This is a genomic window from Acinetobacter sp. SWBY1, assembly GCF_002946595.1.
Lineage (GTDB): Bacteria > Pseudomonadota > Gammaproteobacteria > Pseudomonadales > Moraxellaceae > Acinetobacter > Acinetobacter towneri.
Genome location: NZ_CP026616.1, coordinates 2,361,331 through 2,377,028 on the forward strand (window position 1 = coordinate 2,361,331; position 15,698 = coordinate 2,377,028).

The following is a 15,698-nucleotide window of genomic DNA, read 5'->3' on the forward strand; positions in this document are numbered from 1 at the left end:
TGCAAAGCTTGTACAAAAAACTCAGCAGAAATGTGATTTGCGTGTAGAATGTGCGCGATTAAATGAATTGTTTTTGCAGGTTATTCTATGTCGGCTACGACGATTAAGCCTTGGGTGGTTGGCAATTGGAAGATGAATCCGATACATGCCGATGCTCAGCAACTTATTTCTGAATTTAAAACATTATTACAAGACAGCCCTGTAGAGGCTGAAAAGTGTCATTTGGGGATTGCACCTGTCACTTTGGCTTTAACTCAAATTCAAGCTGCATTGAGCGAAGCAGTACGTCCTGTCTATACCGTTGCACAAGACCTTTCCCGTATTGCGGGTTTGGGTGCATATACAGGCGAAGTCAGTGCAGAATTGCTAAAAGACAGTCAAATTGATTATGTATTGGTTGGGCATTCAGAACGTCGTGAACTTTTTGCAGACACACCAAGCATTTTGAATGAAAAAGTTAAAAATGCCTTGCAGGCAGGTTTGACAGTTATTTATTGTGTGGGTGAAAGTCTGCAACAACGTGAAAGCGGTCAGGCAGAGCAAGTTGTTTTGCAACAAATTTGTGATATTGCTGCTGTGGTTGACGCTGAGCAATGGCAACAGATAGTGATTGCGTATGAACCTATTTGGGCAATTGGTACAGGCAAGACCGCATCACCTGAAGATGCGCAAACCATGCATGCAAAAATCCGTGAAGGTTTAAGCCAAATCACCGCTTATGCGGTGACTCTACCGATTTTATATGGTGGTAGTGTAAAACCAGAAAATGCCGTAGAGTTAGCAGCCTGCCCAGACATTAATGGTGCTTTGGTCGGTGGTGCATCCTTAAATGCGGCATCGTTCCATCAAATTGCGCAAGCCTTTGCAAATACACAATAATGAGGAGTTCAGCATGCAAACATTTGTGCTGGTAGTACATATTATCTTAGCCATTTTAATGATTGGACTAATTTTGGTTCAGCATGGTAAAGGTGCAGATGCAGGCGCTTCTTTTGGTGGCGGTGGTGCGGCAACCGTATTTGGTGCGTCAGGCTCAGGTAACTTTTTAACCCGTTTAACGGCAATTTTAACAGCATTGTTTTTTGCAACCAGTTTAACTTTAGCGGTGTTTGCCAAGAAACAAACCACAGGTGCATATAGTTTGCAGACTGTACAAACGACTGCACCTGCACAGCCAGTATCGCCTGAAACTTCACCAACTGCGCCTAAAAGCGCTGAATAATTTTATTTAGCACTTTCTTTTTTCGCATGATGCGACTAGAATGCGTCACAGCTGCGGTGGTGGTGGAATTGGTAGACACGCTACCTTGAGGTGGTAGTGCTTTCGGGCGTGGGGGTTCAAGTCCCCCCTTCCGCACCAACTTATAATCCAGAAAACATAAGTTGGTGTTAAGCAGCAAATCTGTTGATGCGGGATGGAGCAGTCTGGTAGCTCGTCGGGCTCATAACCCGAAGGTCGTTGGTTCAAATCCAGCTCCCGCTACCAATCAATCCTAAGCTTATCGTGAATTAAGCGTAGGCAACTTAAATTATTTTAGGTTGAGATAAGTATTTACATGTTGTTGCGGGATGGAGCAGTCTGGTAGCTCGTCGGGCTCATAACCCGAAGGTCGTTGGTTCAAATCCAGCTCCCGCTACCAATATTTTAAAAGTGTGATTATGCTCTAATATGAGTTTTACGCTTTATACTGACTAAGGTGCAACTTAAGTCAGGCAAAAATGCTAAGTTTGATTGAAAACTTATTCATATTTGTATATAATTTTTGCACGTTGATGCGGGATGGAGCAGTCTGGTAGCTCGTCGGGCTCATAACCCGAAGGTCGTTGGTTCAAATCCAGCTCCCGCTACCAAGTTTCTAATGGTGTGGTACGTTAGTTTTAGTTGATTGAATTCAGCATAATAAACTAGCAAAGATGGTTAGATTTAGTCTAATCCCCGCAACCAAGTTTCTAAAGAGGCTCACAACTAGGTGGGCCTTTTTGCACAGTGGATATTGGTTTTACTGTGCAAGAATAGGGGCGATTACGCCCTTTTTTATTGGCTATCGTGTAGTGTCGATACAAGCCGTGCGCGGCCTAAAGTCAAAGTGTCATGTTTCACTACTACTATAGTTTGTATGAATGTGTAGTGGTCAAATAAGACCATTGAACCGCAGCAGAATGACGAGAGTAAATGAAGCTATCAAATAAAACTCAAGCACTTCAGGACTTAATTGCGCCAGCAGTGCAAGCATGTGATGTGGATCTTTGGGGAATCGAGTTTATTCCACAAGGTAAGCGTTCTTTGTTACGTATTTATATCGACAAAGCTGTCGATGAAAATGCAGAACCTGTCTTAAATGAAGATGGCGAATTAGAGCAAGGTCGCGGTATTGGTGTACAAGATTGTGTACGTGTAACCCAGCAAGTTGGTGCAATGCTTGATGTGCATGATCCAATTTCAGGTGAATATGCGCTTGAAGTGTCATCACCGGGTTGGGATCGTCCATTTTTCCAATTAGAGCAATTGCCTGCATATATTGGGCAAACCATTGCGTTACGTTTAATCAGTGCTGTAGAAAACCGTCGTAAATTTCAAGCGAAATTGGTTGCTGTAGATCTGGAAAATGAAACCATTCAGGTCGAAGTGGAAAAACAGCAGGTATTGGAGATTGACAGTCACAATATTGATAAAGCAAACCTGATTTACCAAGATTAATCAAATTAATAAGAATCTGAACGAATAGGTGACTTATGGCACGTGAAATTCTTACCGTCGTTGAAACGGTTAGTAACGAAAAAGGTGTAAGTCGTGAGGCAATTTTTGAGGCGCTTGAACAGGCTCTTGTTGCTGCGACGAAAAAGAAATTCTACGAAGGCACAAACTCAGAAGAAGCACGTTTACGTGTGGAAATTGATCGTAAAACAGGTGACTACAGCACTTTCCGTCAGTGGGAAGTGGTGGCAGATGAAGATCATGAAATGCCTGCATGCCAAGATGCAATTTCTGATGTAGACCCTGCAAAGTGGTCAATTGGCGATATTCGCGAACTTGAAGTTGAGTCAATTGACTTCGGTCGTATTGCTGCGCAAATTGCCAAGCAAGTGATTGTGCAAAAAATTCGTGAAGCAGAACGCGCATTGGTTGCAGATGCTTATGAAGCCAAAGTAGGCGAGCTGATTTACGGTGAAGTGAAAAAGCAAACCAAAGATGGCTTTATTATTGATTTGGGCGACAATGCAGAAGCATATTTGGCGCGTGAAGAAATGATCGCCAAAGAAATTTTGCGTCCTAAGCAGCGTGTGAATGCAATTTTGTACAGCGTGAACCGTGAAGGTCGTGGTGCACAATTGTTGTTGTCACGTGCCAAGCCTGAAATGCTGATTGCATTGATGAAAAAAGAAATTCCAGAAATTTCTGAAGAAATCATCGAAATTAAAGCAGCAGCGCGTCAGCCAGGTGTACGTGCAAAAATTGCAGTAAAAACCAACGACCATCGTATTGACCCTGTAGGTGCATGTATTGGTATGCGTGGTACACGTATCCAAGCGGTACAGCAAGAGTTAAATGGTGAGCGTATTGATGTTGTGGTGTGGTCTGATGATCCAGCACAATATATCGCCAGTGCTTTAGAGCCAGCCGATGTATCGGGTATTGTGATTGATGAAGAAGAACGTACTGCCGACATTATTTTCGCAACCAGCGATCAGTTGGCACGTGCAATTGGTTCACAAGGTCAAAACGTACGTTTAGCGTCTGAACTTACAGGTTATAAGCTGAATATGATGCTTGAAGAAGAGTATCACGCACGTCAGCAAAACGAAGCACAACAGTACTTAGATTTATTTGTTTCACGTTTAGACATTGCTGAAGACTTGGCAATGGCTTTGGTTGAAATGGGCTTCACTTCATTAGAAGAAATTGCGTATGTTCCTGCGGAAACATTTGACGAAATTGATTTAGATGAAGAAATCGTTGAAATGCTACAAAGCCGTGCCAAAGAAGTGGCATTGGCAGATGCATTGCAACAGCAAGAAAATATTCAAGATCCGAGTGACGAACTTCTGGCAATGGAAGGCATGACACAAGAGATCGCTTATGCGCTTGCCGCTCGTGGTGTCATCACAGTTGATGATTTAGCTGACCAAGCAACTGACGATATCGAAGATATTGAAGGTTTAGGTTCAGATAAAGCGGGTCAATTGATTATGAAAGCGCGCGAATCATGGTTTAACTAGGAGGTAATGTATGACGGACAAGTCGATTAAAGAGTTAGCGCTCAGTGTAGGTCGTCCAGTTGAGAAGCTCCTGGAACAGGTTCGTGACGCAGGTTTACCACAGCGTAAGGCTGACGATATTATTTCCACTGAACAACAAAATACCCTAGTGAACCACTTGAAAAAGGTTCACGGTCAAGAGGGTAATGCAGGACAAATCACGTTGAAACGTAAAACCACCAGTACGGCTAAAGTGGCAAGTACTTCGGGCAAGGCGAAAACGATTAATGTAGAAGTTCGTAAGAAACATACGTTTGTAAAGCCAGATCCTGAACAAATTAAAGCGGAAGCACTGGCAAAAGCACAGGCTGAAGCGGCTGAAAAAGCTCGTGCAGAACAGCAATCGCAAGCGACTGCAAAAGTACAAGCGAAAGCTGATGCGCCGCAAGCAGGTGCAGCAAAAGCAAAACAAGCTTTAGATGCAATGCGTGCAGCAGCCAAGCAAGAAACAGCCAAGCAAGAAGTTGCGAAAGCTGCGGTTGTGGTGAAACGTAAGTCAACCAACAAGCCAATTGTGAAGCAAGCAGTGAAGGTCACTGAAACGCCTGAGCAAAAGAAAGCACGTGAAGCGCAAGCAGCTCAGTTGAAAGCGACTGAAGAAGCAGCACGTCGTAAAGCGGCTGAAGAAGCGCAGCAACGTACGCTTGAGCAAATGCGTCAGATGGCATCTAAATACTCAAATGAAGATGCAACCGCTACCATTCGTGTGGTAGATGATTCTCCATTGGCGGCTGGTCTTGTGGGTCAGGCTTATGAAGATTCATTTGCCAAAGAAGACCGTGAAATCAAGCGTGGTACCAGCACCACCAATACACGTTCACCGAAAAAAGGTGGTCGTCGTGGTCAGGAAGAACAGTCTTTCAGCCAAAACTCACATAAACGCGGTTTGAAAACGAGCCAAGCCAACAAGCACGGCTTTGAAAAACCAGTTAAAAAACAAGTTTATGATGTTGAAATTGGTGCAACGATTGTGGTTGCGGACTTGGCTGCAAAAATGGCAGTTAAAGTACGCGAAGTTATTAAATCACTCATGAAAATGGGTGAGTTAGTTACGCAAAACCAAGCGATTGAGCAAGAAGTTGCAGCACTTGTAGTTGAGGAAATGGGCCACAACCCAGTTCTAGTATCTGATACGCAAGCTGAAGATAACTTACTCGAAGCGGCTGAAGAGGCACGTGGTGTTCAAACGACACGTCCACCAGTGGTGACCATCATGGGTCACGTTGACCATGGTAAGACATCATTACTTGACCGTATTCGTCGTGCCAAAGTGGCTGCAGGCGAAGCGGGTGGTATTACCCAGCACATTGGTGCATACCACGTACAAACCGATAAAGGCATTATCACCTTCTTAGATACACCGGGACACGCAGCGTTTACTGCAATGCGTTCACGTGGTGCGAAAGCGACAGATATCGTGGTATTGGTCGTTGCGGCAGATGATGGTGTGATGCCACAAACTGCAGAAGCCATTGACCATGCGCGTGCAGCGGGTACACCAATTATTGTTGCCATTAACAAAATGGACAAAGAATCGGCTGATCCAGACCGCGTATTGAATGAATTGACCACCAAAGAAATCGTACCTGAACAATGGGGCGGTGACGTACCTGTTGCAATGGTTTCGGCGCATTCAGGTCAAGGTATTGATGAACTTCTTGACTTAATTTCAATTCAAGCAGAAATGATGGAATTGAAAGCATCTGAAGAAGGTGCAGCGCAAGGTGTGGTGATTGAAGCGCGTGTAGATAAAGGTCGCGGTGCAGTGACGTCAATTCTGGTACAAAACGGTACTTTGAATGTAGGTGACTTGGTACTTGCAGGTTCATCTTATGGTCGCGTACGTGCCATGACTGATGAAAACGGTAAGCGTATTAAATCTGCAGGTCCTTCAATTCCAGTTGAAATTTTAGGTTTACCTGAAGCGCCAATGGCAGGTGACGAAGTTCTTGTTGTAAATGACGAGAAGAAAGCACGTGAAGTTGCCGATGCGCGTATGGATCGTGAGCGTCAAAAACGTCTTGAGCGTCAAAGCGCAATGCGTCTTGAAAACATCATGGCATCAATGGGCAAAAAAGACGTTCCATTTGTCAATGTGGTATTGAAGACCGATGTACGAGGTACTTTGGAAGCCTTGATTGTTGCATTGGGCGAGTTGTCTACCGATGAAGTACGTGTACGTGTGATTGGTTCAGGCGTAGGTGCGATCACTGAGTCTGACGTTACGCTTGCAGAATCTTCAGAAGCTGTATTACTGGGCTTTAACGTACGTGCTGACAATACTGCGCGTCAAAAAGCCGATGCCGATGGTATTGACATTCGTTACTACAGCATCATCTATCAATTAATTGATGATGTGAAAGATGCGATGAGCGGTAAGCTTGCACCTGAACACCGTGAAACTATTTTGGGTGTTGCAGAAGTGCGTGAAGTGTTCCACTCAAGTAAGTTCGGTGCAGCTGCAGGTTGTATGGTACTTGAAGGCGTACTTCACCGTAACAAACCAATTCGCGTATTACGTGATGATGTGGTGGTATTCCAAGGTGAGCTTGAGTCACTTCGTCGTTATAAAGACGTGGTGGAAGAAGTTCGCGCAGGTATGGAATGTGGTCTTGCAGTAAAAGGCTATAAAGACATCAAACCACTTGATAAGATTGAAGTGTACGATGTTCAATTGATTAAACGGAGTCTTTAATGGCGGGTAGTCAACGTCTGAAGCGTATGGCGGATACAGTACAGCGTGAGCTGTCAGAACTGATTCGCCAAGAGCTGAAAGATCCACGCTTAGGTGGTCTTGTGACCATCTCTGCAGTGAAGGTGAGCCCAGACTTAGGATATGCGGAAGTGTACGTGACCGTCATGGGACGTGAATTAGGCGATGAGCAAAGCGAAACGGCAAATAAAGAAACCTTGGATGTGTTGAATAAAGCATCAGGCTTCTTGCGCCATGAGTTAAGCCGTCGTATTAAGACACGTATTACCCCGCGTTTGCGTTTTCACTACGATAAAACCAATGCCTATGGTAACTATATGTTTGGTTTGATTGCAGAAGCGGTAAAAGATTTACCTCCTGCAGCACCTAAGCAAGATGAAGAATAAATCAGTGATGATAAAAAATGCCACCTTCGGGTGGCATTTTTTTGTCTATCATGTTTGAGCTTTTGCAATGTAAGCAAGGTTATATCGGATACGATGCTTTTTTTAATGCCTGACTAATATTCTACACCAAATCATCATTAGATTTTTTTTCGTAGCGACGTAAATTACGACGTTGGCGTTGCCACGGTAATGGACGATCTAAGGTTTCAGGCACATTACCACTCATCGAACGTAAACGTAAATGAAGTGCGGCCTGCGCCATTAAATTGGCAGAAACAGGCGCGGTAATAAACGCAAATAGGGTAATTAACACTTCAGCAAAACCAAAACGACCTTCAAATGCTGCATAAATAATTGCGGCAATTAAAAAGCTCCCTAATCCTAAAGTACTGGACTTGGTTGGTGCATGTAAGCGCATGAATAAGTCAGGCAGACGCACCATGCCAATGCCGCCGACTAGCATAAAAAACGCCCCAATAATTAAAAAGAATGACACCGAAATTTCCATGAGTAATTGCATGTGTATTCTCCTTAATCAATCACGTGGCCACTGGTGAAGTAGCGCGCAAGTGCAGCTGTCGATACAAAGCCCAACATCGCCACCAATAAAGCACCTTCGAATAATGAGGTACTGCTCCAATAAATGCCCAATACCACCACCAAGCAGGTTGCGTTTAAAAACAGGGTATCTAATGCCAAGAGTCGGTCTACAATTGAAGGGCCAAGAATCAGGCGGAACAAGCACATTAACATTGAGATGGTGATCGCAATCATACAAATCCCAAGGGCATAGGGTAGGATGCTCATACCTTCTCTCCTGTTTGTGCACCAAAAATTTCAATTAATGGTTTTTCATAACGGTTTTTAATGTCCTGAATATCCACATTTTCATCTTCAGTGCTCAGGGCATGTACCAAAATATCACCACGATCTTGATCGATACCTGCGGTAACAGTACCAGGAGTTGTGGTGATGATCATTGCCAGAATACTGTTGACTTGCTCATGTTGAGTTTCCAATGGAACACGGAACCATTTTGGCTGCATTCGGTCTGTCGGGCCAAGTACCAGTTTTGCGACGCGTACATTGGAAATAATAATATCCCATAGCACCACAAAAAATAGGTGAATAGCTGCAGTCCAGTTGATGTCTGGTGTACGCGCAATAAAGGGCTGGATCAGTTTGGGAATCAAGAGCGCCAAGACCAGTGCCATCAACAGATTCCCTGCAGAAACACTATGCGCCAACATCAGCCAACTCAGTGCCACCAAGACAGATACAAACGGGTGTGGCAGCAGGTTATCCCAAAACGAAGTTTTTGGTCTCGTTTTTTGCATGTTTAGGGCTCCGCAGGTTTGAGTTGAGTATCGCTAGGTTGCTGTGCTTCCTCACGATTTTGCTGTTGAATCTGACGTTGTTTATAGTCAGAAATATGCTCGCCTTCCAAGGTGTTTGGATCAATCACATAGGGAATTAAATGTGCATTGGTGTCAATTGCTTCGCCACCGTACTTGGTTTCAGGTAAGTACAATGGATCATAAGGTTGTACGCTAATCACATTTGCAGCACGGTCTTTTTTCAGAATCAGTGCTTCATAGGCCGCATTATGTTGAATCTGCTGTGCAGTATTCAGCATATATTGTTGAATTGGATTGGCAAATACCACGTACAGCACTAAACCCGTTAGGAGAAAATAAATGACACGGTCATTACGGGGCGGTGCAATCGCAGGTAGTGCCTGATATTCATAATAGGCTTCAGTTTGCGCATCATCTTCAGGTTTGGTCGCGCGCCAAAATAAAATAAAGCCGACACGGGTGAATGCAATAATACTCAGCAAGCTGACCAAGAGAATAATGCCAATAATCCAGCCTTGATGTGCCATATTGGCGGTGGCTTGCAAAATAAAGACCTTGCCCAAAAAGCCACTAAACGGTGGCAAACCTGCCATCATTAAGGCAATCATGAAGTATGTGATTGCCAGTACTTTGTGTTGCTTCATTTGCGGGGCAATATTGAAGTGATCTTTAAATGCGCCACGTTGTGAGGTAATCCAGCCACACAGCAAATAGAAAGCCGCTGCAATTAAGGTACTGTGTACTAAGTAATACAGTGCGGCTGACCATGCCTGTGTGTTCAGCATCGAAATGGCGATCAGGATCGTACCAATCGAAGACAGCACCATAAAACCGACAAAACGACGTAAGCGCTCTGCACCAATTGCGCCAATGACCCCATACAGTGAGGTAATTAGACCAATCGGCAGCAACCAGTCTTGTAGGATTTTATGGCTCAGCGCATCATCAAATACGGTTCCATTGACCCGCAAAATGGCATACACACCGACTTTGGTCATGATAGTGAATAAGGCTGCCACAGGGGTTGTCGCCACGGCATAGGTTTTAGGTAGCCAGAAACCGACAGGAAGCATGGCGGCTTTAATACCAAACACCACAAATAACAGTAAGCCACCTGCCACCGCAATTTTATGTGCATCAGCATCGAGTAGCGGAATCAGACGCGCCACATCGGTCATGTTTAAACTGCCGACACTGCCGTAAATCATCCCCAAACCAATTAGGAACAGGGCAGAGGCCAACAGGTTGATGGTGACGTAATGAATCCCGAGTTGAAAACGTGCTTTGCCTTGACCGTGCAATAACAACACATACGAGGCGAGCAACAAGATTTCAAAAAATACGAACAGGTTAAATAAGTCGCCTGTGAGGAATGCACCGCAAAGTCCCATGAGTAGGAAATGCACCATGGTATGAAAATAGCGACCACGTTCATCCCATTTTTTGCTGGAAAACCACAGTAATGGCAAGGCAAGTGAATAAGTCAGTACCAACATGAGGGCAGACAGTTGATCTAGCACTAAAATAATGCCAAACGGGGCGGCCCATTCGCTCAAATTATAAATAATAATTTGCCCACTGCTGACTTGAATTAAATAGCTAATTGCAGTGACTAAACCGAGTGTGGCAGAAAGATAGCTAATGCCACGACGCCATGGCTGACGCCAGTCATGTGAGAGTGAACCAAAGCCCGGATTGCCTAATAGCACTAAAATAAATGCGGTAAAGGTTGGAATCAGGATGCTAAAAATAGGTGAATGCTGTAGCCAAAATTGGAGGAAATCAGTCATTATGGCTCATCCTCACGTGGGTCAAGCAGTGGATGTTCTTCTTTGGCATCGACGTGGTCTGTCCCTGTTTCATAACGGCTACGCAGCGCCAATTGCACAATAAATGCGGTGGTGGCAAAACCAATCACAATTGCGGTTAATACCAAGGCTTGTGGTAATGGGTCGGTGACTTTTGAAGCTTCAGTCAAAATTGCAGGTGCATTGAGCTGAATACGCCCCATGCTGAATAAGAAAATATTGACGGCATAACCAATCATCGCCAAGCCCAAAACCACAGGAAAGGTACGGGCACGTAAAATTAAATAGATTCCTGTCGCGACTAACATTCCAATGGCAGACGCAATTAAAAACTCAATACTAATCATTGCATTACTCCTTTGGAAGTGGGCCAGACATGCCTGAGTGACGTGAGTCGCCCAAGACAGAAATCATCAACATTACTGCGCCAACCACTGTGACATACACGCCTACATCAAATAAGGCAGCCGAAGCGAGGTGCATTTCACCAATAATCGGAGGATTGACATAAATATGTGCACTGGTGAGGAATGGACGTCCCCAGAACCATGCGGCAAGTCCTGTCAGACCTGCAATACTTAAACCCACACCAATCCAAATTTCGTATAAACGTCCAGATTTGGCTTTGAGCATTTGTTCGGTCTGGTCTTGACCAAGCGCAATGTATTGGATAATCAGCGCCATTGCGGTAATTAAGCCTGCAATAAAGCCACCACCTGGTAAGTTATGACCGCGCAAGAAAATATACAGACTGACCACAAGGGCGATAGGTAAAATCCATGAGGCGGTAATACGTAACATCAACGGTGAAGGATTAAAACGATAAGTTAAACCCTGCGTCATGATGGTGCCGTGAGCACGCATACCATCCATTAAACACAGCGTACCAATCGCGGCAATGCCCAAGACGGTAATTTCGCCAAAGGTATCGAAACCACGGAAGTCCACCAAAATGACGTTGACCACGTTGGTTCCGCCACCGAGTGGAATGGATTGCTGATTAAAGAACCATGAAATTGAATTGTGGTTGCGAGTCATAACCAGCCACGCAATCCAGCCGATACCAATGCCGCCACCAATCGCAATGAAGGCATCTCGCCAACGACGTGAACGGCTAGATTCATACGGGGTCAATTGTGGGAGCAGCGATAGACTCATCAGCAATAAAACAGTGGTGACGACATCAACCGTGATTTGAGTTTGTGCCAAGTCGGGAGCAGACAGTCCGACAAACATCATGGTGACGACCAAGCCAACTGCACCGCTGATTAAGACAGCTTTGATGCGCTCATGGTGGAACCACAGCATCATCCAACAGGCAGAGAACAGCAATAACCATAAAACAATGGCAATCATAGGCGCATGTGTGAGTTCACGTGTGCCAGTTGTTAATCCCTGATTGAATAATGGTAGCGCGACCATGAATACCGTAAAAGCAATGATCCACACCAAATAGCTTTGCAGTGAACCATTTTCGGTTTTACGTTTGATTTTGCGTGAAACTTGTAGCAAATGTTTTAAGAATAATTCAAACAGCAGTTTGCCTTGGAATTGACCTAAATGTGGGTCGAGGTCAATTTCACGGATTTTTCCACCTTTGGCGAGCGAGAAATAGAAAATGATCCCGCCAAGCAGTGCAATAACACTCATCAGCAGGGGAAGATTAAAGCCATGCCAAATTGCCAGATGTGTGCCTTCAAACTGCGACAGTTGGGTACTGGCACGAGTCGTGCTATTGACAATATGCTCGACCAATAAGGCAGGCATCAAGCCGACTAAAATACATAAAACAGCCAATAAAGTTGCGGGTGCACGCATGCCAAACGGAGGTTCGTGAGCTTCTTTGTTTGGGACATCTTTACCAATTGGACCATCAAAGAAAACGCCGTGTACCAAACGTATTGAATAGGCCACTGCAAAAATACCCGCCAGTGTCGCAACAATTGCAGAAACCAACAGTACAGGGCCAGATAAGTTTGCTACCAGTTCAGTGAAGAACATTTCTTTGGACAAAAAGCCGTTGGTCAACGGTACGCCAGCCATAGAGGCCGCGGTAATCATAGTGAGGGTGGCGGTAAAGGGTAATAGTTGCCATAAGCCACTAAGTTTACGTAAATCACGTGTGCCTGATTCGTGGTCGATAATTCCTGCAATCATAAACAGGGCCGCTTTAAAGGTGGCGTGGTTGATGATGTGGAAAATTGCAGCAGCTACTGCTAACGGTGAACCAATGCCGAGTAAGCACATGATCAGACCTAAATGACTGATGGTGGAATACGCCAATAAGCCTTTTAAATCTTCTTTGAAAATGGCAAAGAATGCTGCCATACACAGGGTAAATAGACCAATAAAGGTGACTAGGTTGTGATATAACGCTGCGCCTGCAAAAATTGGCAATAAGCGCGCCAGCAAGAAAATCCCTGCTTTGACCATCGTTGCCGAATGTAGATAGGCAGAAACAGGCGTGGGTGCAGCCATGGCATTGGGTAGCCAGAAGTGAAACGGAAATTGCGCACTTTTGGTAAATGCACCCAATAAAATCAGCAATAAAGTTGGTACAAATAAATGATGACTTTGAATTTGTTCAGTCATCATTAAGATTTGGTCAATTTGATAGGTGCCTGTGATTTGCGCCAATAACACAAAACCACCGAGCATGGCGAGTCCGCCCATGCCTGTAATGGTCAGTGCCATACGTGAGCCGCGTTGTGCTGCCTCGTAATTGCTCCAATAACCCACCAATAAGAAAGAGGAAATACTGGTCAGTTCCCAAAAAGTCAGCAACAAAATCAGGTTATTGGAGAGCGAAATTCCCAACATGGCAGCCATAAACAGCATGAGGAGAACATAGAGTTTACTGAGCGAGTTTTGTGGACTTAAATAATAATAGGCATAAATAAAAATGAGTGTGCCGATCCCCGTGATCAGCAAGGAGAATAATAAACCAAGCGCATCTAGACGAAAGCTTAAATCAATCCCCAACTGTGGCAGCCAAGACCATGTTTGAATGATCGTTTCGCCATTAAAGACTGCTTTTGCTTGAGTCAGGAGCAGAATAAGACTGCTCAGACTGACGCCAATCGCCCCTAAAGCCGTTACCCCGCGTGAAAATTGTTTCAGCCACGAGACAAGGGTTGTGCCCAGTACTAACGGTAACAATATAATAATCGGTAGCACACTCATATCCATTGTCGTGAATAGGTTGAAAACCTAAAGGATGAATCTTATCTTCCAAGGATTACAGGACAGCAACACACCATCCAAAAGATTCAATCTTGAAAGCCAATCAGTCGTGTCAGTAAACACGTAGTCTATTGTTTTGATGAGCGTATTGTCGCAACTTAAACTCAAAACAAGATCATGCAAAAATAATTTTACATGGCTAGGCGGCTCAAGCAGCAAAAAATATGCTGATCTTTCGCTGACGATGCAGCGAATAAGGTTGTGCTTGGTTTGGTTAAAGCTGTGTTAAAAATATTTAGATGCGTCAATCTACAACCTAGTTGAACTATGGATGAAGTTGATCTGCATCTGCTGCATTTTTACAGCATTCACCGTGTTTGAAAGGTCAATAGACACTATTCAAGGTATAAAAAAAGTTGTATTGCGCAACTTTAAAAACTACAGCAAAATCGGATTTTACTATAAAAGTTCAAAATTAATCTGATTTTATTACATGAATAAAACAACATCAATTTTTTTTGCATACAGCAAAGTCATTATATACCGTCTGTTATATGCGGGATAAAGTATTTCCTTGCTTTTTGCCCAAGTATGCCTTGAAAGACTTCGGCAATTAAGATTCAGGCAATTGATCAGGTGTTGGCTCACTATCCAATTGCTGTAAGCGTTGCAGCAATTCCTGTTTTTGTTCGGCAGTTAAATGGTTTTGAATCTGCTGCAAAATTTCAGCCGTGCCTAATTGTGTTGGATTTTGTTCTTGTAGGCTGACGTCTTCTGTCGTGTGAGTGGTTTCTAGCACATCAGCATAAATTTCTGCAAACTGCGGTTGTAAACTTTGCCATGCGATGGGATGCAGCTGTTGATGTTCCAGTTTTAAACATTGAAAGCGTTCCGCTTGTTCCAAAAGTTCGCTGCGGTTGCCTGTGGCAATAATTTGTAAGCGCGGAAAAGCTTGATGTAAACGGGTCAGTATTTGTGCGGCCTGTTGTTGATCGAGCTGATGATCAATCTGGTCAATCAACAAAATACCATCTCCCTCGCGACACGGATACAAACTGTTTGGGTTTAGCAAACAGAGGCGACGTACAATATCGCCTACCAGAGCAATCCAGTTGCGCTGACTGTTCGACAATTGCTGATACAGCATATCTTTGCCCTGACAGCGCACCATGAGTTGTAATTTAGGCAGATGTTGTAGATATAGGTCTTCAATTTCAGGCAGCACGATTTGTAAGGCATCTTTCAGTGCTTGTAAACTCGGTGCATGCATTTGGGTATAGGCATGCAATAAGGACTGATTCAGGGTTTGTGCGAGTTCGCTTTGTTGTTGCTGATATAGCTTGTGTAAAAGCTGCGCACTTTGGGCATTTTCAATATCGGAAATTTCCCGCAACCATTCAAAAAAACGAGTAAATGTCGTGAATGGAATCGCAGCAATTTCGTAGGCATGTCCAGGTTGTAAAATCAGCGGATTATTTTTATTGAGTAAATTAACTTCATTCACGAAGCGTTCTGCAGGGTAGTAGGCAATCAGCGGTAGACCTTGCATCGGGTCATGTTTAATGGCGTGTTGATAGAGCTGCACCATTTTTTCAAGCTTGGCGGTTTCTGCTTTGCTTACTCCTACGCCGCTACTATTCAGGGTTTTATATAATTGCCAGTCACAATGTTGGGTGCTTTCAATTTGCGTGTTGCTTGATTCTGCCAAACTGCCTATTTCTGCTGGAATTTCCACACAAACATCAATTTTAGCTTGCAAGCGGTTGAACAAAATATCTTGATCTTGCATCACCAAACCCGCAGTGCGTAAGTCTTTATAGCGAGCGGCAAACCAAGTCAGTGCTTGATAACTAAATCGTAACAGCGAGGTTTTACCCGCGCTTTGGTTTGCCAAAATAAGCGTAATGGGCAGGTCGTGATAATTGAGTTCGAGTTTTAGGTCTGCAAAATGGGTGATGTGTCTGAAATGAACCGATGTAATTTTCATAGCGCA

13 protein-coding genes and 4 tRNA genes are annotated in these 15,698 nt (G+C 44.1%); 10 read left to right on the forward strand and 7 right to left on the reverse strand.

Going from position 1 to position 15,698, the window contains the following annotated elements:
- The first annotated feature begins 87 nt into the window (after window positions 1-87).
- The 10 genes from tpiA (at window position 88) to C3Y93_RS11395 (ending at window position 7,356) form a co-directional block, all read left to right on the forward strand.
- Window positions 88-879, forward strand: a complete 792-nt coding sequence (tpiA, locus tag C3Y93_RS11350) for a triose-phosphate isomerase (RefSeq protein WP_019836081.1) — start codon at window positions 88-90, stop codon at window positions 877-879.
- Window positions 880-892: 13 nt separating this feature from the next.
- Window positions 893-1,222: a preprotein translocase subunit SecG gene (secG, locus tag C3Y93_RS11355; RefSeq protein ID WP_004975868.1), complete on the forward strand. Its 330-nt coding sequence runs from the start codon at window positions 893-895 to the stop codon at window positions 1,220-1,222.
- A gap of 53 nt (window positions 1,223-1,275) precedes the next feature.
- Window positions 1,276-1,360: transfer RNA gene (locus C3Y93_RS11360), tRNA-Leu, on the forward strand.
- A gap of 49 nt (window positions 1,361-1,409) precedes the next feature.
- Window positions 1,410-1,486, forward strand: a tRNA-Met gene (locus C3Y93_RS11365).
- A gap of 77 nt (window positions 1,487-1,563) precedes the next feature.
- Window positions 1,564-1,640 (forward strand) — tRNA-Met (locus C3Y93_RS11370).
- A gap of 134 nt (window positions 1,641-1,774) precedes the next feature.
- Window positions 1,775-1,851: transfer RNA gene (locus tag C3Y93_RS11375), tRNA-Met, on the forward strand.
- Between the two features lie 322 nt (window positions 1,852-2,173).
- Window positions 2,174-2,698 (forward strand): ribosome maturation factor RimP, encoded by a 525-nt coding sequence (gene rimP / locus C3Y93_RS11380; RefSeq protein ID WP_004975871.1) that lies wholly within the window; start codon window positions 2,174-2,176, stop codon window positions 2,696-2,698.
- 35 nt (window positions 2,699-2,733) lie between these two features.
- Window positions 2,734-4,218 (forward strand): transcription termination factor NusA, encoded by a 1,485-nt coding sequence (gene nusA, locus C3Y93_RS11385; protein WP_104852955.1) that lies wholly within the window; start codon window positions 2,734-2,736, stop codon window positions 4,216-4,218.
- Between the two features lie 10 nt (window positions 4,219-4,228).
- Window positions 4,229-6,952 carry a translation initiation factor IF-2 gene (gene infB, locus C3Y93_RS11390; RefSeq protein WP_104852956.1) on the forward strand — a complete coding sequence of 908 codons (2,724 nt, stop codon included), beginning with the start codon at window positions 4,229-4,231 and terminating at the stop codon, window positions 6,950-6,952.
- Window positions 6,952-7,356 (forward strand): ribosome-binding factor A, encoded by a 405-nt coding sequence (locus C3Y93_RS11395; RefSeq protein ID WP_004975876.1) that lies wholly within the window; start codon window positions 6,952-6,954, stop codon window positions 7,354-7,356. Before infB ends, C3Y93_RS11395 begins: the two co-directional genes overlap by 1 nt.
- A 121-nt stretch (window positions 7,357-7,477) precedes the next feature.
- On the opposite strand, the gene C3Y93_RS11400 is transcribed toward C3Y93_RS11395, so the two are convergent.
- The 7 genes from C3Y93_RS11400 to C3Y93_RS11430 form a co-directional block, all read right to left on the reverse strand.
- Window positions 7,478-7,876: a Na+/H+ antiporter subunit G gene (locus C3Y93_RS11400; protein ID WP_104852957.1), complete on the reverse strand. Its 399-nt coding sequence runs from the start codon at window positions 7,874-7,876 to the stop codon at window positions 7,478-7,480.
- 11 nt (window positions 7,877-7,887) lie between these two features.
- Complete coding sequence (locus C3Y93_RS11405; RefSeq protein ID WP_104852958.1) at window positions 7,888-8,163, reverse strand: monovalent cation/H+ antiporter subunit F; 276 nt, start codon at window positions 8,161-8,163, stop codon at window positions 7,888-7,890.
- Window positions 8,160-8,693, reverse strand: a complete 534-nt coding sequence (locus tag C3Y93_RS11410) for a Na+/H+ antiporter subunit E (RefSeq protein ID WP_104852959.1) — start codon at window positions 8,691-8,693, stop codon at window positions 8,160-8,162. The genes C3Y93_RS11405 and C3Y93_RS11410 overlap by 4 nt, the downstream gene beginning before the upstream one ends.
- A 2-nt stretch (window positions 8,694-8,695) precedes the next feature.
- Entirely contained in the window at window positions 8,696-10,504 is a 1,809-nt protein-coding gene (locus C3Y93_RS11415) for a monovalent cation/H+ antiporter subunit D (RefSeq protein ID WP_104852960.1), read from the reverse strand.
- A complete protein-coding gene (locus tag C3Y93_RS11420) occupies window positions 10,504-10,869 on the reverse strand; it encodes a Na+/H+ antiporter subunit C (protein ID WP_004975886.1) in 366 nt (121 codons plus the stop codon). The genes C3Y93_RS11415 and C3Y93_RS11420 overlap by 1 nt, the downstream gene beginning before the upstream one ends.
- A 4-nt stretch (window positions 10,870-10,873) precedes the next feature.
- Entirely contained in the window at window positions 10,874-13,711 is a 2,838-nt protein-coding gene (locus C3Y93_RS11425) for a monovalent cation/H+ antiporter subunit A (protein ID WP_104852961.1), read from the reverse strand.
- Between the two features lie 607 nt (window positions 13,712-14,318).
- The gene (locus C3Y93_RS11430) at window positions 14,319-15,692 is read right to left on the reverse strand and encodes an AAA family ATPase (protein WP_104852962.1); all 1,374 of its coding nucleotides are present in this window, start codon (window positions 15,690-15,692) and stop codon (window positions 14,319-14,321) included.
- Window positions 15,693-15,698 lie beyond the last annotated feature (6 nt).